Genomic DNA, 16105 nt, shown 5'->3' with positions numbered 1-16105 from the left:
ACCTCTTATTTATTCTTATTTCTTGAAATTATGTAATAAGGTATTGCTAAAAATACTATTCCTCCTACCATGTTTCCTAAAGTTACAAATAGAAGATTGTATCCATATCCATATACTGACACTGATGCAGAAAATGGAGAAAGCAGACCTATTGTCATAAGTGTCATATTGGCAACACTATGTTCAAATCCTGTTGTTATAAATGCAAAAAGACACCAAAAAATCATAATTAACTTTGAAGATTCTTCTTTACATTTAAAAGAACACCAAGTTGCTAAACACACTAAAAGATTACAAAGTATTCCTCTAAAAAATAACTGAGATCCTCCTAAATGCATTTTAGTTTCTGTAGTTTTTGCAATAAACTCTCCTACTGGTCCATTTGAAAGACCTGCTAAATAAAACATATACCCAGTTAATATTGATCCAAATAAGTTTCCAATAAAACTAACTATCCAAACCTTTATACTATCTCCTAAAGTAACCGTCTTCTTTAAAAACCCAACTGCCATAACAAAATTATTACCTGTGAATAATTCTGCTCCTGCCATTATAACTAAGCTTAATGCTACACCAAAGGACACCCCCATAAGAATTTTTGTTAATGGCGATCCACCACTACTAAGTAATCCTCCAATTGTAAATATAAGCATAATTCCAATTCCAACATAAATTCCAGCAAGCATTGAACTTATAAAATAACCAACTATATTATTACGTAAAAGACCTATCTTTGCTTTTGCTGATTCTGATACTTTTTTAATTTCATCTCCAAACATTAAATTCACTCCTTCCTTTACTTTGTTATTATAATCACAATTTTATATTGTTATTATAATAACAATATAAAAAAAACTCTGTGAGAATAATCACAGAGTTTGTTAGAATTATTTTTTAAAAAACTTAGCTAAATCATCTAAATCTTTTACTACAAATTTTTTATTTTTAATTACTATGAGCTCTTTATCTTGTAGGACCTTTAAAGCTCTAGATATGGTTTCTCTTTGCGTTCCAAACATATCCGCTAAATATGTTATGGATATTTTTAGGTTAATTTCTGTTCCACTCTCTTTATTAATTCCATAGTCTTTTGCTAGCTTCCAAAGCTTAGCTGCTACCCGTTTTTCTACCTTTATAGGGGTAGAATTTTTAAGTTGCCTATATAACCTTCTGACCTTTTTAGCTAAAGAATTAACAACTTCCTTTGTGAGGCTAAAATCTTTTTCCATCACTCTAATAAAGCTATCCTTTTGAAAACATAGTACTTCTGCATCTTCAAAGACCTCACAATTAATTGAAGCTGGTAAATCATCTAAAATAACGTCGTTTAATATACTTCCTTTTCCTAATATAAAAATAATTTTCTTTTGTGCTTTTTCACTTATTTTATAAAGTACTGCCTTCCCACTTAATAATATAAAAATTGTATTAACCTTATATTTATCATAGAAAAGTTGCTCACCTTTTTTTATTTCTCTTACGTTACATATTTCACATAAACTTTCTATTGTTTCATCCTTTAAATTCTTAAATATTTCTATTTCTCTTAATTCATCTTTCATATAATATCATATCATCCTCATAAAATAATTTTAGCACCACATTCTCTTTGCCTTTTTCGAAAAAGAAAAAGAAATCTTCAGAAGCCATAAAATTCGTAATACTTTTTTTTAGATTAGGAAATTTTTTAGCTTTATTTCTAATAGAAGTTGTATATCCAATAAAATCATCATACTTTTTTAAATAATTTTCCGCTTTTTCACCCATCATTAATGAACCTTTTGGATTCCCTCCTTTTGAACTAATACCTAAGATAAAATTCTTCATATCTTTCTGAACTGGAATAGCCCCCATCCCTTCAGTAAATGATTTTGAATTTATATATATTTTATACAAACTATTACAATCGTGCTCAATTCTTCTTATATCCTCATCATTATCTATAACAATAATTATTAAATGTTTATCTAAAATAAAACTTTTATTATATTCTCCTCTTATTATCTTTAAATTATACTTTAACAACTCTTCAAATTTCTTCTCGTAATCAATTGAAAGAACCTCTACATAGCAACCTCTTTCTAATAAATGTTTGGCTTTTATATATCCACCTTTACCTGCCCCTATTATACCTACCCTTAATTTACTTGATAAAAGAGAAAGCATCGAAAAACTTATTTCTCCTCCAGAAAGATCTTCCTTATGATTCTCAAACATTCTTCTCCACCATCCTTTAGCCATTCCTCCTTCAATACCTCTATTGCTCTATTTACATATGAATCTGAAGTACTATTTATAAGCATTTTTGCAAGTGCTAAATCTTCCTGGCTTTTACTTTTATGCTCAAAAGTTAATATCCTCTTTTCACTTATCTTTTTACCATTATCTTTTAAATTTCTTATTGTTGGTGATAGCTTTCTAAGCTTAATCCACTCATCATATTCTTTAATATATTTCTCAATTATATATCTATAGGAATTCATTCTCTGGACTCTTAAACTTCTATTGTCATCTTCAATTTTACTTATTTCATCTATATTAAATACTTTTACCCTATCTATATTTATTAAATCTTCATCCACATCTCTTGGAACTGCCATATCATATATAATTATATCCTTACCTTTTTCATCAATATTATTTCTACTTATAACCACATGTGGCGCGGATGTACAAGAAACTACTGCATCCATATCATTAATATATTTACTTTTTTCTTTAAAATTAAGTATATTAACACCATTTAACTCTTCTGCTTTTTTAGAATCTCTTAGCACCAAATATATATCTTTAATCTTATGGCTTAGTAAATATTTTATAGTTAATTTTCCGATCTCTCCATAACCAATAACCATTACCTTTTTGCATTCTCTTTTTATTAAGCTATTTACTGCAATTGAGACAGCTGATACCGGTATTTCAAAAAGATTAGCTTCTTTTCTAAATTTCTTTCCGCAAGTAACTGCCTCTTGAAATAACCTACCTAGTTCGCCACCCGCTCCCTTTAATTTTGCAGAATAATTATGAGCTTCTTTAACTTGACCAAGTATTTGATCTTCTCCCATAATTTTTGAATGATATCCACAAGCAACTTCAAATAAATGTTTATAAACATCTCTTCCTTCTCTGTAAAATATATATGATAAAAGTTCAGTATCCCAATCACTTATTTTGAATATTTCTTTTATTACTTTATCTTTATCTAAAGAATGATTCAAATAAATTTCTGTTCTATTGCAAGTACTTACTATAACAACTTCCTCAACTTTTTTTAATAATTCATTTATAATATCTTCTTTTTTGCTTTCTTTTATAGTTAACTTTTCTCTTATATTTATTTGAACATCTCTTTTAATAGCTATTAATCCAATCATACTACCTCTCCAAATCTATGCTTATGTAAACTGATTTTATTATACTAGAAAAAATAGTGGAATCTCCACTATTTTAAAACATCTTGTATAAATTTTTCTCCCCTCTTTTATGTATATCTTTATTTTACCTCTTGAAGTACTATATTCCAAGAATTTTATTGATATATTACATATTCCCCTACTAAGTTAAACTTTATTTAACTATAATGGATAATAATTTATTTAAAGCTAATACTATATCTAAGTTATTATTAAAGGAGTGAAAAATATGAGAATTCCTAATCATATTGGTATAATCCCTGATGGAAATAGACGCTGGGCTTTAAGTAACGGATTGACTAAAGATAAAGGATATGCCCTTGGAATTAATCCTGGATTATTACTTTTTAAACAATGCGAAAAGTACGGAATTAAAGAAATTACATTCTACGGCTTTACCGTAGATAATACTAAAAGACCTGCTGTTCAAAAGGAAGCATTTATCAACGCTTGTATAAAGTCGGTTAAAATTCTCTCAAAAGAGAACTCTGAACTATTAGTTATAGGCAATACCAATTCCCCTTCATTTCCTAAAGAACTTCTACCATTTACAAATAGAAAAACCTTTGGCCATGGAGGTACAAAAGTTAATTTTTTAGTTAATTACGGTTGGGAATGGGATTTAAACTTATTAAAAAATTCTGATAAAACAAAAAAGAACATAGTTAATAATATACGATCAAACGATATTTCAAGAATTGACCTAATTATACGATGGGGAGGTAGACGAAGACTAAGTGGTTTTCTTCCCGTTCAATCAGTATATTCAGACTTCTACGTTATCGATAACTTTTGGCCTGATTATAGACCTGAAGACTTGGACGAAGCTCTTAACTGGTATAATACGCAAGATATTACTCTAGGTGGCTAATACTACAAAAAAATCTGGAGAACAATAACAAAATTCTCCAGATCCTAATCTTATATTAAGTATTTCTAAACATTTTTATTGAAAAAACTGTACTTTCATCTTTTCTATCTGTATATAAATCAATTTCTCCACCATGATTTTCTACTATTTTCTTTGCAATAGCTAATCCTAATCCTGAGCCTCCATCACTGCTTCTACTTTCATCACCTCGTACGAATACATCAAATACCTTGTCACGAATAGCATCTGATATTCCTACTCCACTATCAGCAACCTCTAAAAGCAAATACCTTTTAAAATTCTTTATCTCTATTCTAAGTTTTGTTCCTTCAGGATTATATTTTATAGCATTTTCTATTAAGTTACTTATTACTCTTCTAAATAACCTTGCATCTATAGAAAAATTAATAGCTTCATCAGGAATCCTTACTATAAGATCAAAGTTTTTCTCTTCCAATTCATCATAGAAGTTAACTAAAACTTGTCTTGTAAATTCACAAATATCAACACTTTCTAGTTTTAATACATATTGTGTGCTATCCATTTTTACATATTCAAATAAATCATCCACTAGTTCTCCGACATGCTCTGCTTTATTATATATAGTCTTATAATATCTTTCCTTTTTTTCTTCATCTTCAATAAGTCCTTCATAAAGTGCTGCTGAAAAACCTCTAATGGTAGTAATTGGTGTCTTTATATCATGTGATAAATCTATAAGCATTCTCGTTTTACTTTGCTCTAATCTAGCATTTTCTTCTTTACTATTTTTTAATTTATCTATAAGGAAATTAATAGTATCACTTATAACTATAAATTCCTTTTGCCCTTTAATAACAAGTTTTTCTTCATATTCACCTTCAATAACTTTTCCTAATGCCTCATCTATTTTCATAAGAGGTCTCTTTATCTTCTTTGCAGTCCAAATACTATATATAAGTATACTTATTAAAAATAAAGTAGTAGCTGCTCCAATAACCTTAAAATACACCTTGTACAATGGTTTACCAACTCTATATGGCATACTATTTAAATGCAAGGTTAATGTCAACTTATCTCTAGGAATCATTATTAATGCTATATAATGTTCTTCTTCACTTTTATTTATAGTCTTACATATAACATTAAACTCAGATTCCTTATTTCCCATGCTAATAGTATCTTCAAATTCCTTATCGGTATAACTTTTCTTAACATTATTAGCCTTACCATCTGTATAGATTACATTTTTATTACTATCAAGTACTTCTAAATATCCTCCTATACTTTTCAGAGCTGAAGTATCTATATTTTTATAATCATAATAATCATCATTCATAAGACTATATATGGGCACATTCTTTCCTTCCTCTATGTAATTAGAAAGCTTTACCCCTAATACAAAATAGCTGCCTACAAAAATGCAAGCAAGTATTATTACAAAGGTTATATAGTATTTGAATAAAGCAACCATAAGTTGCTCATTTTTTTTTCTTCCCATACTACCTTACCTTCTTTTCAAATTTATATCCTAATCCTCTTACAGTCTTTAAATATACAGGGTTTCTCGAATCCTCTTCTATCTTATCTCTTAATCTACTAATATGAACCATAATAGTATTATCACCACTCAAAAACTCTTCATTCCACACAGTCTCGAATATTTGATTCTTTGTAAGTATTCTTCCTGCATTCTCCATAAGAAATTTTAATATTCCATATTCAATTGATGTTAACTCTATTTCTTCTCCACGTACAATAACTCTTACATTATAAGAATCTAAAGACACGTCACCAATAACAATGGTTGTCCTATTTTCTTCATTAGAACTTAAGTTATACTTTCTTCTTATTTGTGCATTAACTCTAGCAACCACTTCTAATGGATTAAATGGCTTTGTTATATAATCATCTGCACCTAAATCTAATCCTAATATCTTATCTGAATCTTGATTTTTAGCTGATAACATTATAATAGGAATATTATATAAAGCCCTTATTTCTTTCACTACCCTATATCCATCAATCTTAGGCATCATTATATCTAAAATTGCAAGATCTAAATCTCTATTTTCTTTTACTCTTTTTATAGCTTCTTCTCCATTGACTGCTTTAACTAAATCATAGCCTTCCTTTGATAAATATAACTCCAATATTTCCAATATACCCTTTTCATCATCACAAATTAAAATTTTTCCCTTCATAAAAACCTCCTCATAAGTGGAAATATCACTTTTTACTAATTTATTTATAACTCATAAATTAGTTAACTAAAAAAAGTCCAATTATGGACTTTTCTTAATTATACAATATTTAACACCACTTTTAAATAAAAGTTTTTATAAAAACTATAATAATTAGCACAGGAGTAATGTATTTTATATTAAAATACACTGAATCCGCCAACGCCTTATTATTTAAAAGACCGTCATTAGTTAATTCTTTTTTCATATACTCTTTTTTTACAAAGTGTCCACATAAAATCACAAACAACAATCCATTTAGTGGTAGTAACACTTTGCTGGTAAGTACATCAAATAAATCAAATAAGTTATAATTAAATATTTTAAACTCTGCTAAAAGAGCACCTTCACCTACTGATAGTGCCGTCAAAGATCCTATAAACATTATTATAAATAAGTTTATTATTATGGCTTTTCTTCTTGTAAACTTAAATTCTTCTATAAATGTAGCTATTAAAACCTCTATTATTGAAATAGTAGCCATAGTTGCTGCCATCGCTGTAAGCATGAAAAATATAACTAATAATACTTCCCCGCCTGGGACCTTTTCAAAAATTAATGGTAGTGTATTAAATAATAATCCTGGTCCACCTGTAGGTTCTAATCCAAAGGAAAATACTGCTGGAAATATTGCAAGTCCTGCAAGCAACGACACCCCTGTATCTGCAAATGCTAACTTTGTTCCTGTTCCGATAAGGCTGTTATCGCTTGTAAAATAACTACTATATGTAGTCATTGAACCAGTTCCTATGGATAACTTTAAAAACGCTAACCCTAAAGCCGTTAAAACTACCTCAAATGAAATTTTAGAAAAATCAGGTTTTAACAAAAATACAATTCCATCTATAGCTCCACTAAGAGTCAAACTTCTACCTGCACATATTATAAGAAGTATAACAAGTAATGGCATTGCTACTTTAGTTATCTTTTCTATACCACTCTTTACACCAAAAGCCAGTATAATAGAAGCAACTATAACTATTGCTAATTGCCATGCTATAGGCTCTACCATACTTAATGTTGTTGCTCTAAAGATTTCAGCTGTACCTTCTGCTGTTATTCCTCTAAAAGTGCCTATTATAGATTTAAATACATATGAATATACCCAACCACCAACAACTGTATAAAAGAACAATATGGAATATGAAGCTATAATTCCTATAATTCCTACACTTCTAAAAACTCTATTTTCTGTTACAATTTTTGTTGCTCCTAAAAGATTTTTTCTAGTTCCTCTTCCTATGGAAAATTCACTTATTAAAGTAGGTAATCCTATAAAAAACACACAACATAAATAAACTATAATAAATGCTGCGCCACCATTTTCACCTACCATATAAGGAAACATCCATATATTCCCGAGACCTACAGCTGAACTTAATGTTGCAAGAAATGCCGTTAAACTTGAAGAAAATCTTTCTCTCTGCTTTTCCATAAAATCCACTCCATTATCCTTTTTCTTTAGTTTATTTAAGTAATATAAATCTTGCTTACTAGATATAGAATCTTGCAATTATTAATACAATAGCCTATTTTTTAATTCCTTTCGCTTCTTTCTTGTAAGCCCATATTCTTTTTCAAGATAATTATCTATATTACCATATCTATTTCTTATACTTTCGAATGAAGCTTCTAATAACTCTCTTTTTACTTCTAACATATATTTTAAAAGCTTAATTCTATCTTTATTAATTATTCTTTCCTGAATCTTAGAAATTATTTTTTTATTTATTTCTTTTCTATAAAAATTAGTTTTTAAATAATCATCCATAATAGTTTCTTCAGGAACTCCTAATATAGAAAGAATTAGTGCAGCAGCAAAACCAGTTCTATCCTTGCCTGCTGAACAATGAAACACAATCGGCAATCTTTTTTCATTTTCCAAGCAATAGACTAGTTCTCTAAATGCAGGATTATTAAAACACATGGAACTATATCCCTTAACTAAAATTTTCTCTATCTCTTCACTTGCAATATCATTTGAAAATATAGACATCATGTCAAAATCATCTTCAATTTTATCCATAACCGACATTGCTGATAAATTTATATATTCTATTCCCTTAATGGCTATATCAGGGCTCTCCCTTACTTCTCGTAAAGACCTAAAATCTAATATAGTCTTTATATTTAAATTTTTAATATACCTTATATCTGAGGCAGTTAGTGAAGACAATTTATCTGATCTATAAAATGTATTCCATTTTACTCTCCTACCATCTTCACTTTTATATCCTCCTATATCTCTAAAATGATGTATTCCCTCAAATGGTAATAGGATTTCTCCAACTACTTCATGATGGTACCCTTCTGCTCTTAATATAAAAAGATTTCTTCTTTCCACATCAGGATCTGTAATCTTTACTTCATTAACACCATTTACCTTTGTTAAGAAAATTTCAGTATTCCCTACTAAAGCAAAGATACTAACATTGTTAACATTTTCATCTTCCCAAGTTATTTTAAGTTCTTTTTCCGTAAGTCTCAAAATGCGGATTGATTTGAAATACTTCATTAGCTCCCCCTTAGCTATTTTTTATATCTGAAATATTGAAAGGTGTATTTTGATATACACAATAATTTAGCCAATTAGCAAAAACTATATGTGCACTTCCTCTCCATCTCATAGATGGAACTAAATCAGGATTATCGTCTGGAAAATAATTTTTAGGAATATTAATTTCCATACCTTTCTCCTTATCTCTATAATATTCATCCATTAATGTATTTCTGTCATATTCTAGATGTCCAGTTATAAATATTTTTCTATTATCTCTAGTTGCAACTATAAATACACCAGCTTCATCAGATTCAGAAAGTATTTGAAGTTCTTCAACTTTCTCAATATCTTCTCTTCTTACTTCTGTATGTCTTGAATGCGGAGCATAAAAAATATCACTAAGTCCCCTAGTTAATTCTGCTTTTTCGTCATTAACTCTATGTGAAAATACTCCAAATTTCTTTTCATCTAATAAATATTTTGGAATGCCATAATGATAATAGAGCCCTGCTTGTGAAGCCCAACAAATATGTAATGTTGAGAATACATTGCTCCTGCTCCATTCCATAATTTCCTTTAATTCATCCCAATAAGCTACTTCCTCAAATTCTAATCGTTCAACTGGTGCCCCGGTAATAATTAACCCGTCAAACTTTTCATCTCTTATCTCATTAAAATAACTATAAAATTTATCTAAATGCTCTATTGGTGTATTCTGAGAAGTATAACTCTTAGTTTGTACTAGCTTTATTTCCACCTGAAGAGGTGTATTAGATAAATATCTTAATATTTGATTTTCAGCTTGTATTTTTTTTGGCATTAAGTTTAATACAGCTATCTTAAGTGGTCTTATATCTTGAGTATTAGCCCTTTCGTTATTCATAACAAAAATATTTTCATTACTTAATACTTTATATGCCGGTAATTCTGATGGTATTTTTATTGGCATATTAATCGCCCCCTTTATCTTTAATATTAAAGCATAAAATATGATAAATGTTAACAAAAAATTTTTCTTTAATTATTCTATGGATTTTATCATATTCATCTAATTTATCATATCATTATTAAGAAATAATAAAAAAAGCTTGATTATTTTTCATAAAGTTGTATCATAGATTCAATATAATTAATTTCGATCAAACTAAATTTCACACAATATAAGATAACATAGAGGTGGTAAAATATGAAAAAAATTAACTTTACTGAACAAATTAAAGGAGCTTCAAAGGAAATTCCTTGTGATTTAATAATAAAAAATATTTCTATTGTAGATACATTTGGACAAGATCTATTCATAAGTGATGTGGCAATAAAAAATGAATATATAGTTGGTATTGGTAATTATACTGGTAAAAATACAATAGATGGTACTAATAAATATATTTGTCCAGGACTTGTTGATGCTCATGCTCATATAGAATCCTCTCTAACTACTCCTAATGAATATAGCAAAATAGCTTTACTCCATGGAGTAACATCTCTTATTGCTGACCCTCATGAAATCGGAAACGTCCTTGGAATAGAAGGTATTAAGCTTTTAATGGATCTTAGTAAAAACATTCCTTTTGATTTTTACTTTATGCTTCCTTCCTGTGTACCTTCAACACCATTTGAAAATTCTGGAGCTATCCTTAATAATGAAGATTTAATACCTCTATATAACAATAAAAAAGTTCTAGGATTAGGTGAGGTGATGGATTGTGCATCAGTAACAAATTGTAAAGATGATATGATTGCAAAACTTTTATCTTCTATTAAAAGAAATAAAATAATTGACGGTCATGGAGCGGGACTTACCATAGATAACATAAATGCTTATTGTACTGCAAATATTAGAACTGATCATGAATGTTCTAATGCTAATGAAGCTATTGAAAAACTCAGAAGAGGAATGTATATATTCCTTAGAGAAGGTACAGTTGCTAAAAATTTAAAGGAGTTAATTTCCATAGCATCTATTAAAAATAGTAGGAGACTTTGCTTCTGTACTGATGATAAGCATATAGATGATTTAATTGCAACAGGAACTATAGATTCCTCAATTAGGTTAGCCATAGAATTTGGTCTTAATCCTTCTACTGCCATTCAAATGGCAACCATTAACCCTTGTGAATGTTATGGACTTAGAAACAAGGGTGCAATTGCCCCTGGATATAAAGCTGATTTTATTATTTTAGATGACTTAAATAGCTTTAAAATTAGTGAAGTTTATAAGGATGGTAAACTTGTAGTTTCCAATAATACAATTGTTTATAAAGAAACTTCAAAAATAGATTTAACTAATTTTAAAAACACAATAAAACTACCGAAATTAAGCGAATCATCATTTAAAATTGATATAGAAAATAAAAACTTTTTAAATATTATAGAAATAAATAAGAACAAACTAGAAAGTAACCATCTAAAAATTAAAATATCTGAATTAGAAATGGGATCTGAATTTGTATCATCTACAAAACAAGATTATTTAAAAGTAGCTGTCATTGAAAGACATAATAATACTGGCAATATAGGTATTGGTGTATTAAAAGGTCTTAACCTCAAAAAAGGGGCAATTGCTACTACCATAGCTCATGATTCCCATAACTTAATCGTTTGTGGAACAAATGATAGTGACATGCTTATGGCATCAAAAAATCTTAAGGATATCGGTGGCGGAATAGTAATTGTAAGTAATGGTAAAGTGCTCTCATCCGTTCAATTAGAAATAGCGGGATTAATAACTGCTCGTCCTTTTAATGAACTACTAGATGATCTAACTTCACTTTATATATCACTAAAAGAAGTATCCCCAAATATAGATTTTAATCCTTTCTTGACACTATCATTTTTATCATTACCAGTAATTCCAGATATCAAAATTACTGATAAAGGACTTTTTAACGTTTTAAATTTTGAATTTATACCTGTTGCAGAATAATTTATTAATACAAAGCTCTACTAACATTGTTCTGTTTCTTCTTAGCTATACAGATGTTATTATCTGAGAACTTCTAATATTTTACCAAAAATGACTATCACTCCTCATAGTGATAGTCATTTTAATTACTATTTAACAAGCATAAACTTTTTATTAATCATTTAATATAAACTTCTCGACTACTTCTAAAACTCCATCTTCAGTATTCTTCCCAGTTATATAATCAGCAATTTCTTTAATCTTTTCCGTTGCATTTCCCATAGCTACACCAAGACCAGCAAACTCTATCATATCTAAATCATTTCCTGCATCCCCTACTGCTATTATTTCTTTACTAGGAATATCTAAATAGTCTGCCAATGCTTTTAATCCAACACCTTTTCCTGATTCTTTATTTATTATTTCTAAAAAATATGGTGTACTCTTAACTACATTATATCTTTCATATATTTCACTTGGTAATGATGCAATGGCCTTATCTAAAATTTCAGGTTCATCTATAAACATTATTTTAACTATATGCTCATCTTCTTCAATAGTGTTAAAATCACATACTCTTATATCTATATCATTAATATTTGCTTCAACTTCTGTATACTTACTTACTTTAGGAGTTATTAGTCCTCTGGTAGGCGAGAATGCATGTATATTTACACCTAATTGTCTGCTTAATTCATATGCATAATGAAGATCTTTTCCTGTAAGTCCTACCTCACAGATTATTTCTTCTCCCTTTGTCTTTTGTACTAAACATCCATTATAACTAAGTACAAATTCATTGTCTTCAACTAATTCTAATTCATTTAAATACCTCTTTAATCCATCTACTGGTCTTCCAGAAGCTAAAACTACCTTAACTCCCTTTTTTCTTGCTTCTATTAGAGCATTTTTTGTTTTATCTGTTATTACCTTTTCATCATTTAATAATGTTCCATCCATATCTAATGCAATGATTTTGTACATAAAACTCATCCTCCGTTTTTTATTCTTAATCTATGTTAATAATTATAACATAAAAGAAACTTATATTTTACATATTTATTTACACACTTCCACATACTATAACGTAAGATATATTTTAGGAGTGATCTTTTTATGAAACACAAATTTAAACTATTTTTTGCCTTTATACTATCATTTTTTTTAATATTATTTTTAAATTTAGACAAACCTAAAAGTGCTTCTTATACAAAATCTGAATCTACCCCAAGTCTTTCCTTAGATTTTGAAAATAAGGATACTCTCCCTCTTAATTTTAGAAAAACTTCTGACTTAAGCAAGTTAAAAGATAAAAATCTAGAACTTATTGGTCTTGATACTTTAAATATATCTGGAAGTGCTCAATTTACATCACTTTCATTATTAAGACTTAAAGAAAATTTAAATACGCCACCACCTGTCGTAATTATAGATCTAAGGCAAGAATCTCACGGCTTCATTAATGGCAATGCTGTAAGTTATTATGATACAATCTGTAATGAAGGCTTATGCTTAAATGATATAAACCAAAAAGAAAATCAACTTTTATCTAATGTTACATTTGGAGAATCAATATCTCTTAGTGATGGAAAACATTCTCTAACCCCTACTTTGGTAGAAAATGAAGAAAAATTAATTAGACCAAATAACTTAAAGTATTTTAGAATTCCAGTTAAGGAAGGAGAAAGACCTACTGATGAAATGGTAGATAGATTTGTAAAATATACAAGTACTCTAAAAAAAGATACTTGGCTCCATTTTCATTGTAAGCTGGGAGATGAAAGAACTACCATGTTTATGATTATGTATGATATTATGAAAAATTCAAATAACACTGAATTGAATAATATTATAGAGAGACAAGAAGTTTTAGGAGATATTACCCTTCCTAAAAATGACTCTAAAATAGAGTTTCTAAAAAACTTTTACCAATATAATAGAGATAATCATGATAATTTAAAAACAACTTGGAGTGAATGGATAAAACAAAATAATATAGAAACTTATACAGCACAAAATGAACTTCCTAACTAAATTAGGGAGTTTATTTTGTAACTAAACTATTTATGACTCATACTATATTATTAACTAGAACTTTGTCGAGGTATGAGTTATGATTGAATCACTTTTACTAGTATTATCAGTATGTATAGATGCATTTGTTGCTAGTATTGCCTATGGTACAAATAAAATAGAAATACCAATTCTCTCATCTATAATTATCAGTAGTATTGGCTCATTATTTCTTGGTGTATCCATTTTTGCTGGGGGTTTTATTAAAGATTTTTTGCCTGGAAGCTTACCGACCCTATTAAGTTTCTCCATACTGATGATTTTAGGTATATATAGATTATTTGAAGGTTTATTTAAAAATTATATCCAGCAAAAAAATGCCTTAGACAAGCCTCTTAAATTCAAAATATTTGATATTAATTTTGTATTACAAGTATATGCAGATGAAACTAAGGCAGATTTTGATAAATCAAAGATCTTAACTGCTAAAGAATCATTATATTTAGCATCTGCCCTTTCTTTTGATAGCTTGGCTGTAGGTTTTGGAAGCAGTTTAGCTGGCGGGGGATATATTAGAACAATTATTCTTTGCTTTATAATCGGTATTATTATCGTACTACTTGGAGTTTTTATTGGTAAAAAACTACTAGAAAAATCTAATATTAACCTTTCTTGGCTCTCTGGAGTAATACTTATGATTCTTGCCATAAATAAACTTTTCTAAGTCATATTTTACACTTAACTAAAAAAACTGTCTTGTATTTAGACAGTTTTTTAGTTCTTATTAAGTTCAAAATAATCTAATAAATAGGTTCCCCATTATGGTTTTCATATTGTGGAGGATTCTTCTCATCCCCAACATTATCTTGATCCCTATGTAGCTTTTGTCTTCTCACGCCTTTTTGCATTCCATTGTTAGGCTGTTTACTTTTAGTCATACACTATCCCTCCTCATAAATATTATGGCTCTTAATAATAATATTTATGAGTGTACAACTACATCTTTTCTGGATCTTTATAATCTACTCCATTGGTATCAACCTTAATTGATTCAATCACTACCTCTTTTACAGGTTTATCGTTGTTTCCTGTTTGAACAGATTCAACTTTATGTACTACATCCATACCTTCTATAACCTTTCCAAATGCAGCATAATCGCCATCTAAATGGCTAGCTTCTTTAGTCATAATAAAAAATTGACTTCCAGCACTATCTTTTTGACTACTTCTAGCCATGGATAACACACCTTCTGTATGTTTTAACGTATTTTGCTTAAATCCATTGTTTGGAAACTCGCCCTTAATTGTATAATCAGGTCCTCCACTTCCATTTCCCTTAGGATCTCCACCTTGAATCATAAAATCCTTAATAACTCTATGAAATGTCAATCCATTATAAAAATTACTATTGGCAAGATAAATAAAATTATTAACTGTATTTGGTGCATACTCTGGATATAATTCCGCCTTAACCTTACCATAATCTTTGATAGTTATAGTTGCTACAGGTAATTTATTTTCTGTACTATCTTTTCCACTACTTTCTGATTTGTTACTACTAGTTCCACAACCTACTAAAAACATGCAACTTGCAAGAATTGTTGCTAATGTAAGTTTAAAAAACTTTCCCCCCATGATACTACATCTCCTTATACTTCAAATTCTTCTATTTCTATTTCAAAATAGCCACATTCGGCACAAATAATTATGCTTACTATATAACTATTATTGACCTTTCCTACCTTTTCTAATCTTGCATAACTCTCTCCTTCTTCTGTTTGAAAGCTATTAGAAACTACAACGCCATCTTTTGTATAAAGATAAAAGTGATATTCATAAAACTCATATGCTTTGCTTTTTCCTTGTTTTTCTGATTTACAATTTACACAAGAATAATTATAGTAAGCTTTTTCAAAATCCAATTTCTTTCCTTTTAATATCTCTAATATATAGTCTTCATCAATATCCTTAATAGGATTTTCTTCATCATTTAAGAAATCACCAAAATGTTCCTTATCTAAAGAATATTCTTTGCTATCAGCTAAAAATCTCATGAAAATTTCTCCTTTTTCCTTTAGTTATACTTTATATTATACCAAATTTTTCAACTTTGTTGCAATTTATATCTACTTATTTTCTAAAATAAACACCTCACTTAGAATACGATTCCTTATTAGCATATCC

17 protein-coding genes are annotated in these 16105 nt (G+C 28.7%); 4 read left to right on the top strand and 13 right to left on the bottom strand.

Features of this window, described 5'->3' with window-relative positions; genetic code table 11:
* Window positions 1–5: 5 nt before the first annotated feature.
* The 4 genes from FAY47_RS08050 to hemA all read right to left on the bottom strand — a co-directional run bounded on the left by FAY47_RS08050 (window position 6) and on the right by hemA (window position 3374).
* The gene (locus tag FAY47_RS08050; protein WP_143316190.1) at window positions 6–779 is read right to left on the bottom strand and encodes a formate/nitrite transporter family protein; all 774 of its coding nucleotides are present in this window, start codon (window positions 777–779) and stop codon (window positions 6–8) included.
* A gap of 108 nt (window positions 780–887) precedes the next feature.
* Window positions 888–1562: a Crp/Fnr family transcriptional regulator gene (locus FAY47_RS08045; protein ID WP_143316189.1), complete on the bottom strand. Its 675-nt coding sequence runs from the start codon at window positions 1560–1562 to the stop codon at window positions 888–890.
* On the bottom strand, window positions 1552–2217 hold the full coding sequence (locus FAY47_RS08040; RefSeq protein WP_185966767.1) for an NAD(P)-dependent oxidoreductase: 666 nt from the start codon (window positions 2215–2217) through the stop codon (window positions 1552–1554). The genes FAY47_RS08045 and FAY47_RS08040 overlap by 11 nt, the downstream gene beginning before the upstream one ends.
* Entirely contained in the window at window positions 2175–3374 is a 1200-nt protein-coding gene (hemA, locus tag FAY47_RS08035) for a glutamyl-tRNA reductase (RefSeq protein ID WP_143316187.1), read from the bottom strand. The genes FAY47_RS08040 and hemA overlap by 43 nt, the downstream gene beginning before the upstream one ends.
* Window positions 3375–3642: 268 nt before the next feature.
* Here hemA and FAY47_RS08030 point away from each other — a divergent pair, with 268 nt between their 5' ends.
* The gene (locus tag FAY47_RS08030; RefSeq protein WP_143316186.1) at window positions 3643–4284 is read left to right on the top strand and encodes an undecaprenyl diphosphate synthase family protein; all 642 of its coding nucleotides are present in this window, start codon (window positions 3643–3645) and stop codon (window positions 4282–4284) included.
* Between the two features lie 55 nt (window positions 4285–4339).
* On the opposite strand, the gene FAY47_RS08025 is transcribed toward FAY47_RS08030, so the two are convergent.
* The 5 genes from FAY47_RS08025 to metA form a co-directional block, all read right to left on the bottom strand.
* Complete coding sequence (locus FAY47_RS08025; RefSeq protein WP_143316185.1) at window positions 4340–5764, bottom strand: HAMP domain-containing sensor histidine kinase; 1425 nt, start codon at window positions 5762–5764, stop codon at window positions 4340–4342.
* 1 nt (window position 5765) lies between these two features.
* Window positions 5766–6467, bottom strand: coding sequence for a response regulator transcription factor (locus tag FAY47_RS08020; protein ID WP_143316184.1), 702 nt, complete (start codon window positions 6465–6467; stop codon window positions 5766–5768).
* Between the two features lie 121 nt (window positions 6468–6588).
* A complete protein-coding gene (locus tag FAY47_RS08015) occupies window positions 6589–7941 on the bottom strand; it encodes a sodium-dependent transporter (RefSeq protein ID WP_143316183.1) in 1353 nt (450 codons plus the stop codon).
* Between the two features lie 81 nt (window positions 7942–8022).
* Window positions 8023–9021 (bottom strand): tyrosine-protein phosphatase, encoded by a 999-nt coding sequence (locus tag FAY47_RS08010; RefSeq protein ID WP_143316182.1) that lies wholly within the window; start codon window positions 9019–9021, stop codon window positions 8023–8025.
* Between the two features lie 10 nt (window positions 9022–9031).
* Entirely contained in the window at window positions 9032–9955 is a 924-nt protein-coding gene (gene metA, locus FAY47_RS08005; RefSeq protein WP_143316181.1) for a homoserine O-succinyltransferase, read from the bottom strand.
* A gap of 237 nt (window positions 9956–10192) precedes the next feature.
* On the opposite strand from metA, the gene ade reads away from it, so the two are divergent.
* A complete protein-coding gene (ade, locus tag FAY47_RS08000) occupies window positions 10193–11929 on the top strand; it encodes an adenine deaminase (RefSeq protein WP_143316180.1) in 1737 nt (578 codons plus the stop codon).
* A 153-nt stretch (window positions 11930–12082) separates the two neighbouring features.
* On the opposite strand, the gene yidA is transcribed toward ade, so the two are convergent.
* On the bottom strand, window positions 12083–12892 hold the full coding sequence (gene yidA / locus FAY47_RS07995; protein WP_143316179.1) for a sugar-phosphatase: 810 nt from the start codon (window positions 12890–12892) through the stop codon (window positions 12083–12085).
* Between the two features lie 132 nt (window positions 12893–13024).
* On the opposite strand from yidA, the gene FAY47_RS07990 reads away from it, so the two are divergent.
* Window positions 13025–13942, top strand: a complete 918-nt coding sequence (locus FAY47_RS07990) for a hypothetical protein (protein ID WP_143316178.1) — start codon at window positions 13025–13027, stop codon at window positions 13940–13942.
* Between the two features lie 79 nt (window positions 13943–14021).
* Complete coding sequence (ytaF, locus tag FAY47_RS07985; RefSeq protein ID WP_143316177.1) at window positions 14022–14645, top strand: sporulation membrane protein YtaF; 624 nt, start codon at window positions 14022–14024, stop codon at window positions 14643–14645.
* 76 nt (window positions 14646–14721) lie between these two features.
* On the opposite strand, the gene FAY47_RS20260 is transcribed toward ytaF, so the two are convergent.
* From FAY47_RS20260 to FAY47_RS07975, 3 genes are read right to left on the bottom strand one after another with little or no spacing between them, the layout of a single operon-like run.
* Window positions 14722–14859, bottom strand: coding sequence for a clostri-philic family protein (locus tag FAY47_RS20260; protein ID WP_185966766.1), 138 nt, complete (start codon window positions 14857–14859; stop codon window positions 14722–14724).
* 58 nt (window positions 14860–14917) lie between these two features.
* The gene (locus FAY47_RS07980) at window positions 14918–15556 is read right to left on the bottom strand and encodes a peptidylprolyl isomerase (RefSeq protein ID WP_143316176.1); all 639 of its coding nucleotides are present in this window, start codon (window positions 15554–15556) and stop codon (window positions 14918–14920) included.
* Between the two features lie 14 nt (window positions 15557–15570).
* A complete protein-coding gene (locus FAY47_RS07975) occupies window positions 15571–15975 on the bottom strand; it encodes a DUF3785 family protein (protein WP_143316175.1) in 405 nt (134 codons plus the stop codon).
* Between the last annotated feature and the right edge of the window lie 130 nt (window positions 15976–16105).

The sequence above is a fragment of the Clostridium sp. HBUAS56017 genome, from assembly GCF_007115085.1.
Taxonomy (GTDB): domain Bacteria; phylum Bacillota; class Clostridia; order Clostridiales; family Clostridiaceae; genus Clostridium; species Clostridium cibarium.
The sequence above is the reverse complement of the archived record's forward strand: the minus strand, read 5'-3'. Positions and strand labels throughout refer to the sequence as shown.